The sequence below is a fragment of the Variovorax sp. EBFNA2 genome (genome assembly GCF_033802765.1).
Lineage (GTDB): Bacteria > Pseudomonadota > Gammaproteobacteria > Burkholderiales > Burkholderiaceae_C > Variovorax > Variovorax paradoxus_H.
In genome coordinates, this window is sequence record NZ_CP138496.1 from 6,263,776 (window position 1) to 6,278,077 (window position 14,302).

General features: G+C 68.5%; 16 protein-coding genes. 7 read left to right on the plus strand and 9 right to left on the minus strand.

Annotated elements, in window-relative coordinates; genetic code table 11:
• Window positions 1–41: 41 nt before the first annotated feature.
• On the minus strand, window positions 42–527 hold the full coding sequence (locus RZE79_RS29475) for an Lrp/AsnC family transcriptional regulator (protein WP_319358012.1): 486 nt from the start codon (window positions 525–527) through the stop codon (window positions 42–44).
• 142 nt (window positions 528–669) lie between these two features.
• Here RZE79_RS29475 and RZE79_RS29480 point away from each other — a divergent pair, with 142 nt between their 5' ends.
• The gene (locus tag RZE79_RS29480; protein ID WP_319358013.1) at window positions 670–1,686 is read left to right on the plus strand and encodes a 1-aminocyclopropane-1-carboxylate deaminase; all 1,017 of its coding nucleotides are present in this window, start codon (window positions 670–672) and stop codon (window positions 1,684–1,686) included.
• 65 nt (window positions 1,687–1,751) lie between these two features.
• On the opposite strand, the gene pyk is transcribed toward RZE79_RS29480, so the two are convergent.
• From pyk to RZE79_RS29495, 3 genes are all read right to left on the minus strand, one after another.
• Entirely contained in the window at window positions 1,752–3,200 is a 1,449-nt protein-coding gene (gene pyk / locus RZE79_RS29485; protein WP_153281551.1) for a pyruvate kinase, read from the minus strand.
• A gap of 105 nt (window positions 3,201–3,305) precedes the next feature.
• Window positions 3,306–4,499 carry a phosphoglycerate kinase gene (locus RZE79_RS29490; protein ID WP_319358015.1) on the minus strand — a complete coding sequence of 398 codons (1,194 nt, stop codon included), beginning with the start codon at window positions 4,497–4,499 and terminating at the stop codon, window positions 3,306–3,308.
• Between the two features lie 99 nt (window positions 4,500–4,598).
• A complete protein-coding gene (locus RZE79_RS29495) occupies window positions 4,599–5,507 on the minus strand; it encodes a LysR family transcriptional regulator (protein ID WP_319358016.1) in 909 nt (302 codons plus the stop codon).
• A gap of 89 nt (window positions 5,508–5,596) precedes the next feature.
• Here RZE79_RS29495 and RZE79_RS29500 point away from each other — a divergent pair, with 89 nt between their 5' ends.
• Genes RZE79_RS29500 through RZE79_RS29525 form a run of 6 tightly spaced genes read left to right on the plus strand, consistent with a single transcriptional unit; the run spans window position 5,597 to window position 11,137 of the window.
• Window positions 5,597–6,151, plus strand: a complete 555-nt coding sequence (locus tag RZE79_RS29500; protein WP_319358017.1) for a VOC family protein — start codon at window positions 5,597–5,599, stop codon at window positions 6,149–6,151.
• A complete protein-coding gene (locus RZE79_RS29505; protein WP_319358018.1) occupies window positions 6,144–7,265 on the plus strand; it encodes an alpha/beta hydrolase in 1,122 nt (373 codons plus the stop codon). Before RZE79_RS29500 ends, RZE79_RS29505 begins: the two co-directional genes overlap by 8 nt.
• Window positions 7,266–7,276: 11 nt before the next feature.
• Window positions 7,277–8,935 (plus strand): FAD-dependent oxidoreductase, encoded by a 1,659-nt coding sequence (locus RZE79_RS29510; protein WP_319358019.1) that lies wholly within the window; start codon window positions 7,277–7,279, stop codon window positions 8,933–8,935.
• Complete coding sequence (locus RZE79_RS29515) at window positions 8,932–9,153, plus strand: DUF2783 domain-containing protein (protein WP_319358020.1); 222 nt, start codon at window positions 8,932–8,934, stop codon at window positions 9,151–9,153. Before RZE79_RS29510 ends, RZE79_RS29515 begins: the two co-directional genes overlap by 4 nt.
• The gene (locus RZE79_RS29520) at window positions 9,150–10,115 is read left to right on the plus strand and encodes an MBL fold metallo-hydrolase (RefSeq protein WP_319358021.1); all 966 of its coding nucleotides are present in this window, start codon (window positions 9,150–9,152) and stop codon (window positions 10,113–10,115) included. Before RZE79_RS29515 ends, RZE79_RS29520 begins: the two co-directional genes overlap by 4 nt.
• A gap of 47 nt (window positions 10,116–10,162) precedes the next feature.
• Window positions 10,163–11,137: a tripartite tricarboxylate transporter substrate binding protein gene (locus RZE79_RS29525; protein ID WP_319358022.1), complete on the plus strand. Its 975-nt coding sequence runs from the start codon at window positions 10,163–10,165 to the stop codon at window positions 11,135–11,137.
• 10 nt (window positions 11,138–11,147) lie between these two features.
• Here RZE79_RS29525 and RZE79_RS29530 read toward each other — a convergent pair whose 3' ends face one another.
• The 5 genes from RZE79_RS29530 to def are packed head-to-tail and all read right to left on the minus strand — an operon-like array spanning window position 11,148 to window position 14,188.
• Window positions 11,148–11,486 (minus strand): AzlD domain-containing protein, encoded by a 339-nt coding sequence (locus tag RZE79_RS29530; protein ID WP_101490876.1) that lies wholly within the window; start codon window positions 11,484–11,486, stop codon window positions 11,148–11,150.
• Window positions 11,483–12,223, minus strand: coding sequence for an AzlC family ABC transporter permease (locus RZE79_RS29535; protein WP_101490875.1), 741 nt, complete (start codon window positions 12,221–12,223; stop codon window positions 11,483–11,485). The genes RZE79_RS29530 and RZE79_RS29535 overlap by 4 nt, the downstream gene beginning before the upstream one ends.
• On the minus strand, window positions 12,223–13,179 hold the full coding sequence (gene fmt, locus RZE79_RS29540; RefSeq protein ID WP_319358024.1) for a methionyl-tRNA formyltransferase: 957 nt from the start codon (window positions 13,177–13,179) through the stop codon (window positions 12,223–12,225). Before fmt ends, RZE79_RS29535 begins: the two co-directional genes overlap by 1 nt.
• Window positions 13,176–13,670, minus strand: a complete 495-nt coding sequence (locus RZE79_RS29545; RefSeq protein WP_319358025.1) for a hypothetical protein — start codon at window positions 13,668–13,670, stop codon at window positions 13,176–13,178. The genes fmt and RZE79_RS29545 overlap by 4 nt, the downstream gene beginning before the upstream one ends.
• Complete coding sequence (gene def, locus RZE79_RS29550; RefSeq protein ID WP_056577160.1) at window positions 13,667–14,188, minus strand: peptide deformylase; 522 nt, start codon at window positions 14,186–14,188, stop codon at window positions 13,667–13,669. The genes RZE79_RS29545 and def overlap by 4 nt, the downstream gene beginning before the upstream one ends.
• Between the last annotated feature and the right edge of the window lie 114 nt (window positions 14,189–14,302).

Consider the following 14,302-nt stretch of genomic DNA (forward strand, 5'->3'; position numbering starts at 1 on the left):
AGGTGTACGCGGCCGGCGCGGCCGCGGTTTCGCGCCCTCGCTCAGATCGGCAACTGCGTGGTCGACAGCACCTGCTTGAGCACCACGAAGGTCCGGATCTGCCGCACGCCCGGCAGGTACAGCAGCTGCTCGGCGTGCAGGCGGTTGAAGCTGTCGTTGTCGCGTGTGCGCACGAGCATGAAATAGTCGAATTCGCCCGTGACGACGTGGCACTCGAGGCAGCCCGACACCTTCTGCGCCGCCTTCTCGAAATCGGCGAACGAGTTGGGCGTGGAGCGGTCGAGCACCACGCCGATCATCACGAGCATGCCGACCTCGAGCGCGTCGGGGTCGAGCAAGGCGACCACGCCCTTGATGAGCCCGCCGGCCTTGAGCCGCTCGACCCGGCGCAGGCAGGCCGGCGCGCTGAGGTTCACCTTGGCGGCCAGCGCCACGTTCGACACCGAGGCGTCGCGCTGCAGGGCGCGCAGGATGGCGCGGTCGGTGCGATCGAGCTCCGTCGGCGTACGCAACTTTGTTGTGCTCATGGCTTTCTTTTCGGATGAAAGATGGTCTTCCTGGCCATCCTGCCTTTTTTACCACCGCAGATCCATCAAACTTCGCAAGCACATTGCAAACCCTTCTTCCTACGATCGACAGCTTCACCCCATCCTCCCTGGAGCTGCGTCGATGAACCTGAAGAAATTCCCCCGCCACGTCCTGACCTTCGGCCCCACGCCGATCCAGCCGCTGAAGCGCCTGAGCGCCCACCTCGGCGGCAAGGTCGATCTCTACGCCAAGCGCGAGGACTGCAACAGCGGCCTGGCCTTCGGCGGCAACAAGACGCGCAAGCTGGAGTACCTGATTCCCGAGGCGCTCGAAGGCGGCTACGACACGCTGGTGTCGATCGGCGGCATCCAGTCGAACCAGACGCGGCAGGTGGCCGCGGTGGCTGCGCACCTGGGCCTGAAGTGCGTGCTGGTGCAGGAGAACTGGGTCAACTACTCCGACGCGGTGTACGACCGGGTCGGCAACATCGAGATGTCTCGCATCATGGGCGCCGACGTGCGGCTGGACGCGGCCGGCTTCGACATCGGCATCCGCCAGAGCTGGGAACAGGCCATGGCCGACGTGCGCGCGGCCGGCGGCAAACCCTTCCCGATTCCGGCGGGTTGCTCCGAGCATCCGCGCGGTGGCCTCGGCTTCGTGGGCTTTGCCGAGGAGGTGCGCCAGCAGGAGGCCGAACTCGGCTTCAAGTTCGACTACATCGTGGTCTGCTCGGTCACCGGCAGCACGCAGGCCGGCATGGTGGTGGGCTTCGCGGCCGACGGCCGCGCCGACCGCGTGATCGGCATCGACGCCTCGGCCAAGCCGCAGCAGACCTTCGAACAAATCTTGCGCATCGCAAAGAACACGGCCGAACTGGTCGAACTGGGCCGCGACATCACCGAGAAAGACGTGGTGCTCGACCGCCGCTTCGGCGGGCCCGAGTACGGGCTGCCGAACGAAGGCACGCTGGAGGCCATTCGGTTGAGCGCGCGCTTCGAAGGCATGCTGACCGACCCCGTGTACGAGGGCAAGTCGATGCACGGAATGATCGAGAAGGTGCGGCTCGGGGAGTTTCCGGCGGGCTCGAAGGTGCTCTACGCACACCTGGGCGGCGTGCCGGCGCTGAACGCCTACAGCTTCCTGTTCCGCAACGGCTGAACGGGGTCGACGCAACGACAAAGGCCGGCATGTGCCGGCCTTTGTCTTGCTGCGGGCGAACGGACTCAGCTCGCGCGGCAGATCTTCAGCATGTTGGTGCCGCCGGGTGCACCCATCGGTTCGCCGCAGGTGATCGCATACACGTCGCCGGTCTGCACGATGCCGCGCTTCTTCAGGTGGTTTTCGGCCTGCTGCAGCGCCGTGTCGCGGTCGCTTTCCGAGTCCATGAGCAGCGGGCGCACGTTGCGGTACAGCGCCAGCTTGCGCTGCGTGGCCAGGCGCGAGGTCAGCGCGTACATGGGAATGTGCGCGCGGTGGCGGCTCATCCACAGGATGGTCGAGCCCGACTCGGTCAGCGCCACGATGGCCTTGGCGCCGAGGTGGTGCGCCGTGAACAGCGCGCCCATGGCGATCGACTGGTCGATGCGGCTGTAGGTCTTGCCGCTGAAGTCGGCGTCGAGCGTCTGGTCTTCGGCGCCTTCGGCGGCTTCGCAGATGCGGCTCATTTCCTGCACGGTCTCGAGCGGGTAGCGGCCCGACGCGGTTTCGGCCGAGAGCATCACGGCGTCGGTGCCGTCGAGCACGGCATTGGCCACGTCGCTCACCTCGGCGCGCGTGGGCACGGGATTGGTGATCATCGACTCCATCATCTGGGTCGCGGTGATGACCACCTTGTCCATGTCGCGCGCCATGCGGATCATCTTTTTCTGCAGCGCCGGCACGGCGGCGTTGCCGACTTCCACCGCCAGGTCGCCGCGGGCGACCATGATGCCGTCGCTGGCACGCAGGATTTCTTCCAGCTTCGGAATGGCTTCGGCGCGCTCGATCTTGGCGATCATGCCGGGCTTGTGGCCGTACTCGGCGGCCGCCACGTTGCACAGCTGGCGGGCCATTTCCATGTCGGTGGCGTTCTTGGGAAAGCTCACGGCCACGTAGTCGGCCTGGAAGCTCATCGCGGTCTTGATGTCTTCCATGTCCTTGGCCGTCAGCGCGGGCGCCGTGAGGCCGCCGCCCTGCTTGTTGATGCCCTTGTTGTTCGACAGCTCGCCGCCGAGCTTGACGGTGGTGTGCACCGCTTCGCCCTTGACGCCGTCGACCGTGAGCACGATCAGGCCGTCGTTCAGCAGCAGCTTGTCGCCGGGCTTCACGTCGCGCGGCAGGTCCTTGTAGTCGAGGCCGACAGCATCGACGTCGCCCAACTCGGTGCGCGAGGCGTCGAGCACGAACTTGGCGCCCGGCTCGAGCCAGATCTTGCCCTGCGCGAACTTGCCGACGCGGATCTTGGGACCCTGCAGGTCGGCCATGATGGCCACCTCGCGGCCCACCTTGCGGGCCGCTTCGCGCACCATGGTGGCCCGGTCGATGTGGTCCTGCGCCGTGCCGTGGCTGAAGTTCAGCCGCACCACGCTGACCTTGGCCAGGATCATCTGTTCCAGCAATTCCGGCGTGCTGGAGGCGGGGCCGAGGGTGGCGACGATCTTGGTGGCGTGGCGGGGGATGCGGTCCGAGCTCATGAAAGGGGTCTCCGTTTTGTATTCTCTACTGTATACACTTTGTGTGTCGAACGGAAGTCAGTCGCCACGGGGGGTTTCCCTCCCGTGGCCGGACCGCCGCCGGAATCAGCCGGCCGCGCGCTTGGCCAGGATCTCGAAGGCCGGCAGGGTCTTGCCCTCCAGCACCTCGAGGAAGGCACCGCCGCCGGTCGAGATGTAGCCGACCTGCTTCTCGATGCCGTACTTGGCGATGGCCGCCAGGGTGTCGCCACCGCCGGCGATCGAGAAGGCGCTGCTCTCGGCAATCGCCTGCGCGATGGCCTTGGTGCCGCCTGCGAAGGCGTCGAACTCGAACACGCCGACCGGGCCGTTCCAGACGATGGTGCCGGCTTCGCGCAGCTGCGCGGCCAGGATGGCCGAGGTCTTGGGGCCGATGTCCAGGATCAGGTCGTCGTCGGCCACGTCGGTGGCGTCCTTGACGGTGGCGGGCGCATCGGCCGCGAAGGTCTTGGCCGTGACCACGTCCACCGGAATCGGCACGTCGGCGCCGCGTGCGCGCATGGCGTCGATCACGGCCTTGGCCTGGTCGAGCAGGTCGGGCTCGGCCAGCGACTTGCCGATCGAAAGGCCCGCGGCCAGCATGAAGGTGTTGGCGATGCCGCCGCCGACGATCAGCTGGTCGACGTTGGCCGACAGGCTCTTCAGGATGGTGAGCTTGGTGCTGACCTTCGAGCCCGCCACGATGGCGACCAGCGGTCGCTTGGGCTGAGCCAGCGCCTTGCTGATGGCGTCCATTTCGGCCGCCAGCAGCGGGCCGGCCGCGGCAATCTTGGCGAACTGGGCGATGCCGTAGGTGGTGGCTTCGGCGCGGTGGGCGGTGCCGAAGGCGTCGTTCACGTAGATGTCGGTCAGCGCGGCGAGCTTGCGGGCCAGCGTTTCGTCGTTCTTCTTCTCGCCCTTGTTGACGCGGCAGTTCTCGAGCAGCACGACCTGGCCGGGCTTCACGTCGACGCCATCGACCCAGTTGGCCACCAGCGGAACTTCACGGCCGAGCAGCTCGCCCAGGCGCTTGGCGACGGGCGCCAGCGAGTCTTCGGGCTTGAACTCGCCTTCGGTCGGACGGCCCAGGTGCGAGGTGACCATCACGGCCGCGCCGGCATCGAGCGCCAACTGGATGCAGGGCACCGAGGCGCGGATGCGCGTGTCTTCGGTGATGTTGCCGGCGTCGTCTTGCGGCACGTTGAGGTCGGCACGGATGAAGACGCGCTGGCCGGCGGCCTTGCCTTGCGCACAGAGGTCGGTGAATCGAATGACGTTCATGGGTCTGAGGATGGTGAAAGACTGAAAGGCGGGACTGCGTGCATTGTAGTTTTCACCCTCCGACGCCTCTGTGCGCCTGTTGCGCCGCTTCGATGTTTTTCAGGCTTTCGGCTGCGCGGTCGCAAACTGCGCGAGGATGCCGACGAAGCTCGCCGCCGCGGGCGACAACGAGCGCCGCGCCGCGCTGTACACGCAGACCTCGCGGTGGAAGTCGGGCGATTCGAGCCGCACCATCTGCAGCCCGTGCGCACGCACCAGCGACGCCGAGTACGTCGGGCACACGGTCAGCCCCAGCCCCGAGGCCACCATGCCGAGCGCGGTGGTCATGTACGACACCTCCTGCGTGCCGGGCCGCAGCATGTACGCGCGCTCCTCGGGCCCCAGCTCGGGCAGCACGCGCTGGCGAAAGTCGCGCGTGGGCGCGATGAAGGTGTAGGGCGCCAGCTCGTGCCAGCGCACCTTGCGGCGCTTGGCAAAGGCGTGGCCGGGCGGGCAGATCAGCCAGTGGCGGTCGCGGAACAGCGTGCGGCGCTCGATGGCGGCGGCGTCCACTGCCACGTCCTGGCCCACGGCCAGTTCGACGTCGCCCGCCGCCACGCCCAGCAGCAGGTGCTCGGGCAGCGTGTCGGCCAGGCGCACGTCCACGTCGGGATAGGCCTCGCGGTAGGCGGCGATCACGCGCGGCATCAGCGTGCAGGCCATGAGCTGCGGCGCTGCAAGCCGCAACAGCCCTTTCTTCTTGTCACGCAGATCGGTCACGCCGGCGACCGCGCCCGCCAGGTCGCCGAGCAGGCGGTGCACCGACGGCAGGAACTCGCGCCCCGCCTCCGACAGCTGCACGCGGCGTGTGTTGCGGTCGAGCAGCTGCACGCCCATCTCGCGCTCGAGCTCGCGCACCAGCACGCTGAGCGCCGACTGCGTGAGGTGCAGCTGCCCGGCCGCGGTGGTGAAGCTGCCGGTTTCGGCCACGGCGGCGAAGGCGCGCAGCTGGCGCAGGGTGAGGTTCATATATATGATTATTTCATCAATCGATGAATTAATTTCGATTGCATCATAAGACGCGGCATTGCCCAATCGCGGCCTCAACGGAGACACGCATGCCGACGACGACCGCCCCCACGTCCGCGCCCCCGATTCGCGGGCTGCACCATTTCGCCTGGCGCTGCCGCGACAGCGAGGAAACCCGCCACTTCTACGAAGACCTGCTGGGCCTGCCGCTGGCCCACGTCATCAAGAACGACCACGTGCCGAGCACGGGCGAGTACTGCCCCTACGTGCACATCTTTTTCCAGATGCGCGACGGCGCGTACATCGCCTTCTTCGACCTGGGCGATGACACCGCCGCGCTGCCCTCGCCCAACACCCCTTCGTGGGTGAACCACATCGCGCTGCGCGTCGATTCGGGGAACGACCTGCTGGCCGCCAAGGCGCGGCTCGAAGGCGCCGGCATCGAGGTGCTGGGCGTGACCGACCACCACATCATCGAGTCGATCTACTTCTTCGACCCCAACGGCATCCGCGTGGAACTCACCACGCCGACCGTGCCGCAGGCCGAGATGGACGCGCACGCGCGCCATGCCCACGCCGACCTCGACGCGTGGACCGCGCGCAAGGCCGAGTTGCGAGCAACGAAAGGCGCCTCGCATGTCTGAGCTGCAACTCGCCGTCATCGACGTGAAGCCCGGCGCGGCCATGGACAGCCAGTCGGGCCTGCAACTGCTGCGCCCGCGCATCTACGGCGCCTTCCGCGCGCCGCCGGGGCCGAAAAAGATCGCGGCCATCGTGATGCACCCGACCAGCAACTTCATGGGCCACTACCTCATCGGCCCGCTGGCCGAGCGCGGCATCTGCTGCATGGGCCTGAACTCGCGCTTCGTCGGCAACGACACGGTGCTGCTGATGGAACGCGCGATTCAAGACCTGGGCGCCGGCGTGCAGCACCTGCGCGCGGCCGGCTACGAGAAGGTGTTCCTGGTCGGCAACTCGGGCGGCGCGGCGCTCGCGGCCTTCTACCAGGCGCAGGCCGAACAGCTCACGGCCACGCACCTGCCCGACGGCGACCCGACGCACCTGCACCAAGCCGACCTGCCACCGGTCGACGGCCTCGCGCTGTGCGCCGCGCACCTGGGCCGCACGCGGCTCATGCGCGACTGGATCGACCCCTCGGTCACCGACGAGCACGACCCGCTCTCGGTCGACCCCGACCTCGACATGTACGACCCGCGCCACCGCGTGCCCTACGAGGCCGACTTTCTCGCGCGCTTCAGCGCGGCGCAAAAGGCGCGGCTGGACCGCATCGAGCAGTGGTGCCTCGACCGCCTCGCATTGCTGCGCAGCACACCGGGCGCACCGCGCGACCAGACCTTCGTCGTCTACCGCACGCACGCCGATCCGCGCTGCGTCGACCTGTCGCTCGATGCGAACGCGCGCCTGCCCGGCAGCGTCTGGGGCGATGCGCGGCAGGTGAACTATTCGGCCAACGCGATGGGCCGCACCACCTCGCTGACCGCGTTCCTCTCGCAGTGGTCGTCGCGCTCGCAGGCCGACGGGCCGACCAACCTCGCGCGCACCACCGTGCCCAAGCTGCTGCTGACCTACACCGGCGACCAGTCGACCTTCCCGAGCACGCGCGACGCGTGGATGGCCGCGGGCGGCGCGCGCATCCGCAACGTCGACATCGTCGGCGGCAACCACTACCTGGCGGGCCAGCCCGAGCTGATCCCGCAAGCGGCGGACGCCATCGCCGAATTCGCCCACGCGCTGTGAGCCCCGACACCATGGAAAGCTTTGCATTCGCGCCGGCCTACGAACTGCCGGTCTGGCCCTTCACGCCGCCGCCCGAACTCGGCAGCGCGCAGGTCGTGCGTCACCCGGTCGTGATCGTCGGCGCCGGCCCCTCGGGCCTCACGCTGGCCTGCGACCTCGCACAACGCGGCGTGCGTGCCGTGCTGCTCGACGAGGACGACACCGTGGGCGTGCGCGGCGCCTCGTCGCGCGGCATCTGCTATGCGCAGAAGAGCCTGGAGATCTTCGAGCGCCTGGGCATCTACGAGCGCATCGCGGCCAAGGGCATCACCTGGTCGTTCGGTCGCACCTTCTCGGGCGACGAAGAGGTCTACAACTTCAACCTGCAGGCCACGAGTGTCTCGAAGCAGCCGCCCTTCATCAACCTGCAGCAGTTCTACATCGAGTGGTTCCTGGTCGATCGCATCCTCGAACTCGGCGTGACCGACCTGCGCTGGAAGAGCCGCGTGACGCACGTCGAGCCGCTGGCCGACGGCGTGCGCATCGACATCGAGACGCCCGCCGGCAGCTACACCATCGAGGCCGACCACCTGATCGACGCCACGGGCGCGAACAGCCCGATCCGCACGCAACTCGGCGTCGAATCGCACGCCTCGCGCAGCACCGACCGCTGGTGCATCTCCGACGTGCGCTTCGAAAAACCGCTGCCCACCGAGCGCTGGACCTGGGTCGACGCGCCCTTCAACGAAGGCCGCGGCGTGTGGCAACACCTCATGGCCGACGGCGTGTGGCGCATCGACTACCAGATGCCCGAAGACTGCGACCCGGCCGAGATCAGCCGCCCCGAGGTGGCCGGCGCGCGGCTGCGCGAACAGCTCGGGCCCGACGTGGCCTTCGAGTTCGTGTGGATCGGCCCCTACGGCTACCGCGACCACCTGCTCGAGCGCTTCCGCCACGGCCGCGTGTGCTTCATCGGCGATGCCGCGCATGTGGTGAGCCCCTTCGGCGCGCGCGGCGGCAACACCGGCATCCAGGACGCGGCCAACCTCAGCTGGAAGCTCGCGCTGGTGGTGCAGGGGAAAGCCGGCGATGCGCTGCTCGACAGCTACGACGCCGAGCGCCGCCCGGCCGCGCAGGAGAACCTGACGGTCACGAGCCGCTCGGCGCGCTTCCTCGCACCGCGCTCGTCGGCCGAGCACACGCTGCGCCGCGCCGTGGTGGCGCTGGCCAAGCGCCACAGCTTCGCGCGTGCGCTGGTCAACACGGGCCGCATGTCGGTCGCCAACGACTACCCCGCCGCGCCGCTGCTGCCCGAGGGCGGGCGCACGGTGCAGAACCTGCCGCTGCAGTGGGCCGACGGGCGCGAGACGACGCTGGTGCAGCTGCTGGCCGAGGGCACGCAGTGCCTGGGCCTGTGGTTCGCACCGACGCGCGCGCAGGCGCAGGCGGCGTGCGACGTCACGGCCGGATTGCCGCTGCGCCTGCTGGCCGTGGGCGGCGACAGCGGCCTGCCGACCTTGCGCGCCGACGAGACGCTCGCACGCCACCTCGGCATCGACCCCGACGCGGCAGGCGGCTTCGTGCTCGTGCGCCCCGATGCCTACCGCGCTGCGACGCTGCTGCAAGCCACCCCCGACACGATCGCCGCCGCTGTCCGCACGGCGCTCGCACTCACCGCTTCGTCCTCATGATCACCGAGCCCCGCATCCCCGACCCCGACGGCTTCTACGCCGCGCTGCTGGCCGCGCACGAAGGCCGCACCGAGGCGCAGAGCGCCGATCTCAACGCCCGCCTCGTGCTGCTGCTGGCCAACCAGTGCGCCGACCAGGCCGTGCTGCTCGCGTGCATCCGCGCGGCAGCCGAGGCCGAAGAAGAAGACATCCCCACGACCACGACAACACCGCCATGACCGCCACCGTCTCTTTCGCTTCCGCCTCCGACACCCGGGAGCAGAAACCCCGGCTGCAGGAACTCGCCCCGGGCGCCTACGGCTACATCAGCGACTTCGATCCCAATTGCGGCTTCGTCGTCGGCGAGGAGCAGGTGGTGCTCATCGACACCCGCCCCACGCCGCGCATGGCGCGCGACTTTCTCGCGGCGATCCGCAGCGTCACCGACAAGCCGATCCGCACCATCGTGCTCACGCACTACCACGCGGTGCGCGTGATGGGCGCGAGCGCCTTCGACGAGGTGCAGGAGATCATCGCCAGCGCCGGCACGCTCGACTGGATTCGCACGCGCGGCCAGGCCGACTTCGAATCGGACGTGGGCCGCTTTCCGCGCCTGTTCGCAGGCGTGGAAGAGATTCCGGGCCTGACCTTCCCGACCACGGTCTTCGAACGCGAGATGACGCTGCCGCTCGGCGGCGGCCGCGAACTGCAGTTGATGGCACTGGGCCGCGGCCACTCGGGCGGCGACACCGTCGCCTGGCTGTCCGACTGCGGCGTGCTGTTCTCGGGCGACGTGGTCGAGAACCACTGCGGCGTCTACGCGGGCGACGCCTACATCGGCGAGTGGGCCGGCACGCTCGACGCGGTGCGCGCATTGCAATCGCGCGTGCTGGTGCCCGGACGCGGCGCGGTGCTGCAGGGCGAAGCCGCCTGCGCCGAGGCGATCGGGCTCACGAAGGACTTTCTCTCGACGCTGCTCGACAGCGTGCGCGCGGGCATCGCCGCGGGCGACACGCTCAGGGGCTGCTTCGCGCGCGCCGAGGCGGCCATGACGCCGCGCTTCGGCGGCTGGCCGGTGTTCCAGCACGTGCTGCCTTTCGACGTGTCCCGCGCATATGACGAGCTGCGCGGCATCGAGCACCCGGTCGTGTGGACCGCCGAGCGCGACCAGGAACTCTGGCAGGTGCTGCGCGGGACCTGAGCCGATCGATCCCTGGTTTTTTCAACAAAGCAACGGAGACAAAAACGATGAAACGCTTCCTTCCCCTGCTGGCCACGGCCCTCGCGCTCGCCACCAGCCCCTTCGCGTCAGCGCAGCCTGCGGCCTACCCGAGCCAGCCCGTGAAATGGATCGTGCCCTACGTGGCCGGCGGCGGCACCGACAACCTCGCGCGTTCGCTGGCCGAGGCCATGCAGCCGTCGCTCGGACAGCCGCTGATCATCGACAACCGCCCCGGCGCGTCGACCAACATCGGCGTGTCGGTGATGATGCAGGCCAAGCCCGACGGCTACACGATCATGCAGGCCGAGAACGCGGCGCTGCTGTTCAACGAGCACATGTTCGCCAAGCTGCCCTACAAGCCGGCGACCGACTTCACCTACATCGGCACCATCGGACGCTTTCCGGTGGCGCTGGTCGTGCACCCCGACTTTCCCGCGAAGAACGTGGCGGAGTTCGTGCGCTACGTGAAGGCCAACCCCGAGAAGGTGAGCTACGCCTCGCCCGGCAACGGCTCGCCGCACCACATGGCGATGGAGCTGTTCAAGCAGAAGGCCGGCCTCACGATCACGCACGTGCCGTACAAGGGCGCCGCGCCTGCCATGACCGACGTGATGGGCGGCCAGGTGCCGACGATGATGCTCGACCTGGCGTCGGGCCTGCCGATCATCAAGTCGGGCAAGGTGCGCGTGCTGGCCATTGCGCTGCCGCAGCGCGCCAGCGCCCTGCCCGAGGTGCCGACCTTCGTCGAAGCCGGCTTCAGCGACGTCAACGCCTACGCCTTCCACGGCCTGATCGGCCCGGCCGGCATGCCGCCCGAGGCCGTGGCGCGCATCAACACCGAGCTGCACAAGGCGATGAAGGCACCGAAGGTGGTGAAGCTGTTCTCGGAGTTCGGCTTCGAGGCGCTGCCCGGCACGCCGCAGGACTTCTACAAGCTCTCGCGCGCGGAGAGCGAGCGCTGGGGCAACATCATCAAGACCGCCGGCGTGAAACTCGACTGATCGAACCCGGTCACCAGCCCAGGCCGAGGTGCAGGGGCAGGTACACGGCCATGCCCGCGAGCATCGTGCCGAGCACGCCGCGCCGCCAGAAGTAATAGGCGCCGCCGACGACCGCCGCATAGAGGCGGGCGTCATGCAGCGTGGTGATCAGGTGGCCCTGGGTCATCACGATCTCGGGCGCGATCACGCCGGCCAGCGCGGCGGCCGGCGCGTAGTGCAGCGCACGGTGCGCCCACTCGGGCAGACCCCAGGGCCGGTCGAGGATGAAGAAGAAGCAGCGCGTGAGCACGGTGACGGCCGCAAGGCCGGCGATCACGGCAATGGACCACCAGTCGGTACCGCCGCTCACTTGTCGTCCTCCGCGTCGGGGTCGAGCCCGAACTGCTTTTCGAGCCAGAAGCACAGCAGCACCGCCACGCCGATCGCGACCACGATGTTGAGCTTGAGCGGCAGCGCATAGGCCGCGACCGCTGTGGCGCCTGCGATGAGCGCGGCCAGCACGCGCAGCCGCGTCGTCGCCATCGAGCAAACGATGGCCACCAGACTCAGCACGCCGGCAAAGCCCAGGCCCCAGGTCTGCGGAATGAAGTTGGCCAGCGCAATGCCCAGCAGGCTCATGCCCATCCACGCGCACCAGGTCACGAAGTAGTTGCCGGTGAGATACGCCTCTTGCGACAGCTGCTCGGCGGGCGTCGTCGGTGGGGCCGTGTACTGCTTCGTGAAGAGCGCGTAGCTCAGGTCGGCCGTCAGGTAGCCGTGCAGCAGGCGGCGCCAGCGCGGCATGTGCATGAGGTAGGGCCGCAGGTGCAGGCTGAACACCACGAAGCGCAGGTTGACGCAGAAGCCCGTCGCCAGAATCACCCAGGCGGGCGCACCCGCGGCCAGCAGCGGGATGGCGGCCAGTTGCGAGCTGCCGGCGTAGACGAACAGGGTCATCGCCACGGCCTCGAGCACGCTCATGTCCGACTTGACCATGGCCACGCCGGTCATCAGGCCCCAGGCGCCGATGCCGAGCGCGGCCGAGGCCATGTCGCGCATGCCGGCGCGGAACTCGGGCTGGCGGCGCAGCGTGGGCGAGAGGAACATCAGCCGAAGACCTGGCCGGTCTTCAGGTCGAAGCCGCGCAGGAAATCGGCCGCGGGCAGGCGCTTGCCGCCCGGGCGTTGCAGTTCGGTGAGCACCACGGTCGCATCCGACGCCGCCACGGCGACGCCGCTGGCATCGGCCGAAACGATGGTGCCGGGCGCGACGCCTGCATTGCCACTTGCCACGTGCGCGGCCCAGAGCTTGACGGTCTCGCCGCCGATCGGGCTGTTGGCGCCGGGAAACGGATCGAAGGCCAGCACGCGGCGCACGATGGCACTGGCCGGCTGCGTCCAGTCGATCAGCGCTTCGTGCTTCTCGACCTTGTGGGCGTAGGTGATGCCTTCGGTGGGCTGCGGTGTGCGAACCAGCTGGCCGATCTGCGCCAGCGCCTCGACCACCATGCGGCCGCCGAGCGCGGCCAGCCGGTCGTGCAGGCGGGCGGTGTTGTCGTCGGGGGCGATATCGACCGCCTCGCGCAGCAGCATGTCGCCGGTGTCCAGGCCCGCGTCCATCTGCATGATGGTGATGCCGGTTTGGGTGTCGCCGGCCTCGATGGCGCGGTGGATCGGCGCGGCGCCGCGCCAGCGCGGCAGCAGGCTGGCGTGGATGTTGAGGCAGCCGTGCAGCGGGAGGTCGAGCACCCACTGCGGCAGGATCAGCCCGTAGGCCGCGACCACCATCACGTCGGGCTGCCACGCCAGCAGCGTGTCGCGCGCGGCGGTGGCCTCGTCGGGGTACTTGCCGTCGAGCCGCAGGCTGCGCGGCTGCGCCACGGGCCAGCTGTGGGCAACGGCGCACTGCTTGACGGGCGAGGCCTGCAGCTTCATGCCGCGGCCGGCGGGCCGGTCGGGCTGGCTCATCACGCCGACGATGTCATGGCCGGCAGCGGCAATGGCCTCCAGGGCGACGCGCGCGAACTCGGGCGTGCCCGCAAAAACGACTTTCAACGCACTCAATCCCGGATCCGTTCGAATTCGAGGTCATCCCCCGTGTGATAGCGGCGAACCACGCCGGTGGGGTCGATGTAGATATAGAGCATGCGGCGCTCGTTGATGGCCTTGTAGCGCCAGGTCCAGACGGTGCCGTCGAAGGAGCTGACGCGGCTGATTTCGTAGGGCTTGCCGTAGAAGGCCAGCACGTCGTTCTGGCGCCAGCGGTCGACCTGGATGTCGTGGCCGAAGCGCGCTTCGGCCAGCACCTGGGTCACCGAGACGACCTTGCCGGACGCGTCGAGGTCGATGTCGACCACCTCGAAGCCCGCCGGCATGCGCGAGTACTGCAGCCGCTCGCCACCACCGTTGAGCGGGTAGCGGCCCGTGGGCGCGCCCAAGCGCTGCAGGGTGTCGGCGGCGGAGGTGCCGGGCTGGATGCGCGTGGGTTCGCTGACGCAACCCGCCAGGAACAACAGTCCGGCGGCGGCCAACGCGCTCGCAGCCCGCGGGCTCATGCCCGCGCTTCTTTCATGTCCTCGCGCTGCTGCTTGAGAAGCTTGCTCTTGATGCGGTTGCGCTTCAGCGGCGACAAGTATTCGACGAAGACCTTGCCCAGGAGGTGGTCGAGTTCGTGCTGGATGCACACGGCCAGCAGGCCATCGGCCTCAATGGTGTGGCTGTTGCCGTCGGCGTCGAGCGCCTGGACCTTCACCGAAGTGGAGCGCATCACGCCGTCGTAGATGCCGGGCACCGAGAGGCAGCCCTCTTCGTTGAGCACCTTCTCGTCGCTGGCCCAGGTGATTTCGGGGTTGATGAGCACGATCGGCTCGTTGCGCTCTTCGGACACGTCGATCACGACCACGCGCTCGTGCACGTCGATCTGCGTCGCGGCCAGGCCGATGCCGCTCGCGTCGTACATCGTTTCCAGCATGTCGGCCACCAGCGTCTTGATGCGCGCGTCCACGCCCTGCACCGGCTTGGCCACCGTGTGCAGGCGCTTGTCCGGGTAACTCAGAATGATTCGTTTGGCCATGAAATCGGGGGGAAGTTGTGGCTATTTTCGCCAATTCCGCGACGCGTCGCGGCGCAATGACGCGAAAACGTTGCCCTTGCAAGGGCTTCGGGCGCAGAATTCGTAGCAAATTGT

Coding starts and splice junctions, on each gene's coding strand:
- RZE79_RS29475 (WP_319358012.1), bottom strand. CDS start 527: ATGAGCACAACAAAGTTGCGTACGCCGACGGAGCTCGATCGCACCGAC.
- RZE79_RS29480 (WP_319358013.1), top strand. CDS start 670: ATGAACCTGAAGAAATTCCCCCGCCACGTCCTGACCTTCGGCCCCACG.
- pyk (WP_153281551.1), bottom strand. CDS start 3,200: ATGAGCTCGGACCGCATCCCCCGCCACGCCACCAAGATCGTCGCCACC.
- RZE79_RS29490 (WP_319358015.1), bottom strand. CDS start 4,499: ATGAACGTCATTCGATTCACCGACCTCTGTGCGCAAGGCAAGGCCGCC.
- RZE79_RS29495 (WP_319358016.1), bottom strand. CDS start 5,507: ATGAACCTCACCCTGCGCCAGCTGCGCGCCTTCGCCGCCGTGGCCGAA.
- RZE79_RS29500 (WP_319358017.1), top strand. CDS start 5,597: ATGCCGACGACGACCGCCCCCACGTCCGCGCCCCCGATTCGCGGGCTG.
- RZE79_RS29505 (WP_319358018.1), top strand. CDS start 6,144: ATGTCTGAGCTGCAACTCGCCGTCATCGACGTGAAGCCCGGCGCGGCC.
- RZE79_RS29510 (WP_319358019.1), top strand. CDS start 7,277: ATGGAAAGCTTTGCATTCGCGCCGGCCTACGAACTGCCGGTCTGGCCC.
- RZE79_RS29515 (WP_319358020.1), top strand. CDS start 8,932: ATGATCACCGAGCCCCGCATCCCCGACCCCGACGGCTTCTACGCCGCG.
- RZE79_RS29520 (WP_319358021.1), top strand. CDS start 9,150: ATGACCGCCACCGTCTCTTTCGCTTCCGCCTCCGACACCCGGGAGCAG.
- RZE79_RS29525 (WP_319358022.1), top strand. CDS start 10,163: ATGAAACGCTTCCTTCCCCTGCTGGCCACGGCCCTCGCGCTCGCCACC.
- RZE79_RS29535 (WP_101490875.1), bottom strand. CDS start 12,223: ATGTTCCTCTCGCCCACGCTGCGCCGCCAGCCCGAGTTCCGCGCCGGC.
- RZE79_RS29545 (WP_319358025.1), bottom strand. CDS start 13,670: ATGAGCCCGCGGGCTGCGAGCGCGTTGGCCGCCGCCGGACTGTTGTTC.
- def (WP_056577160.1), bottom strand. CDS start 14,188: ATGGCCAAACGAATCATTCTGAGTTACCCGGACAAGCGCCTGCACACG.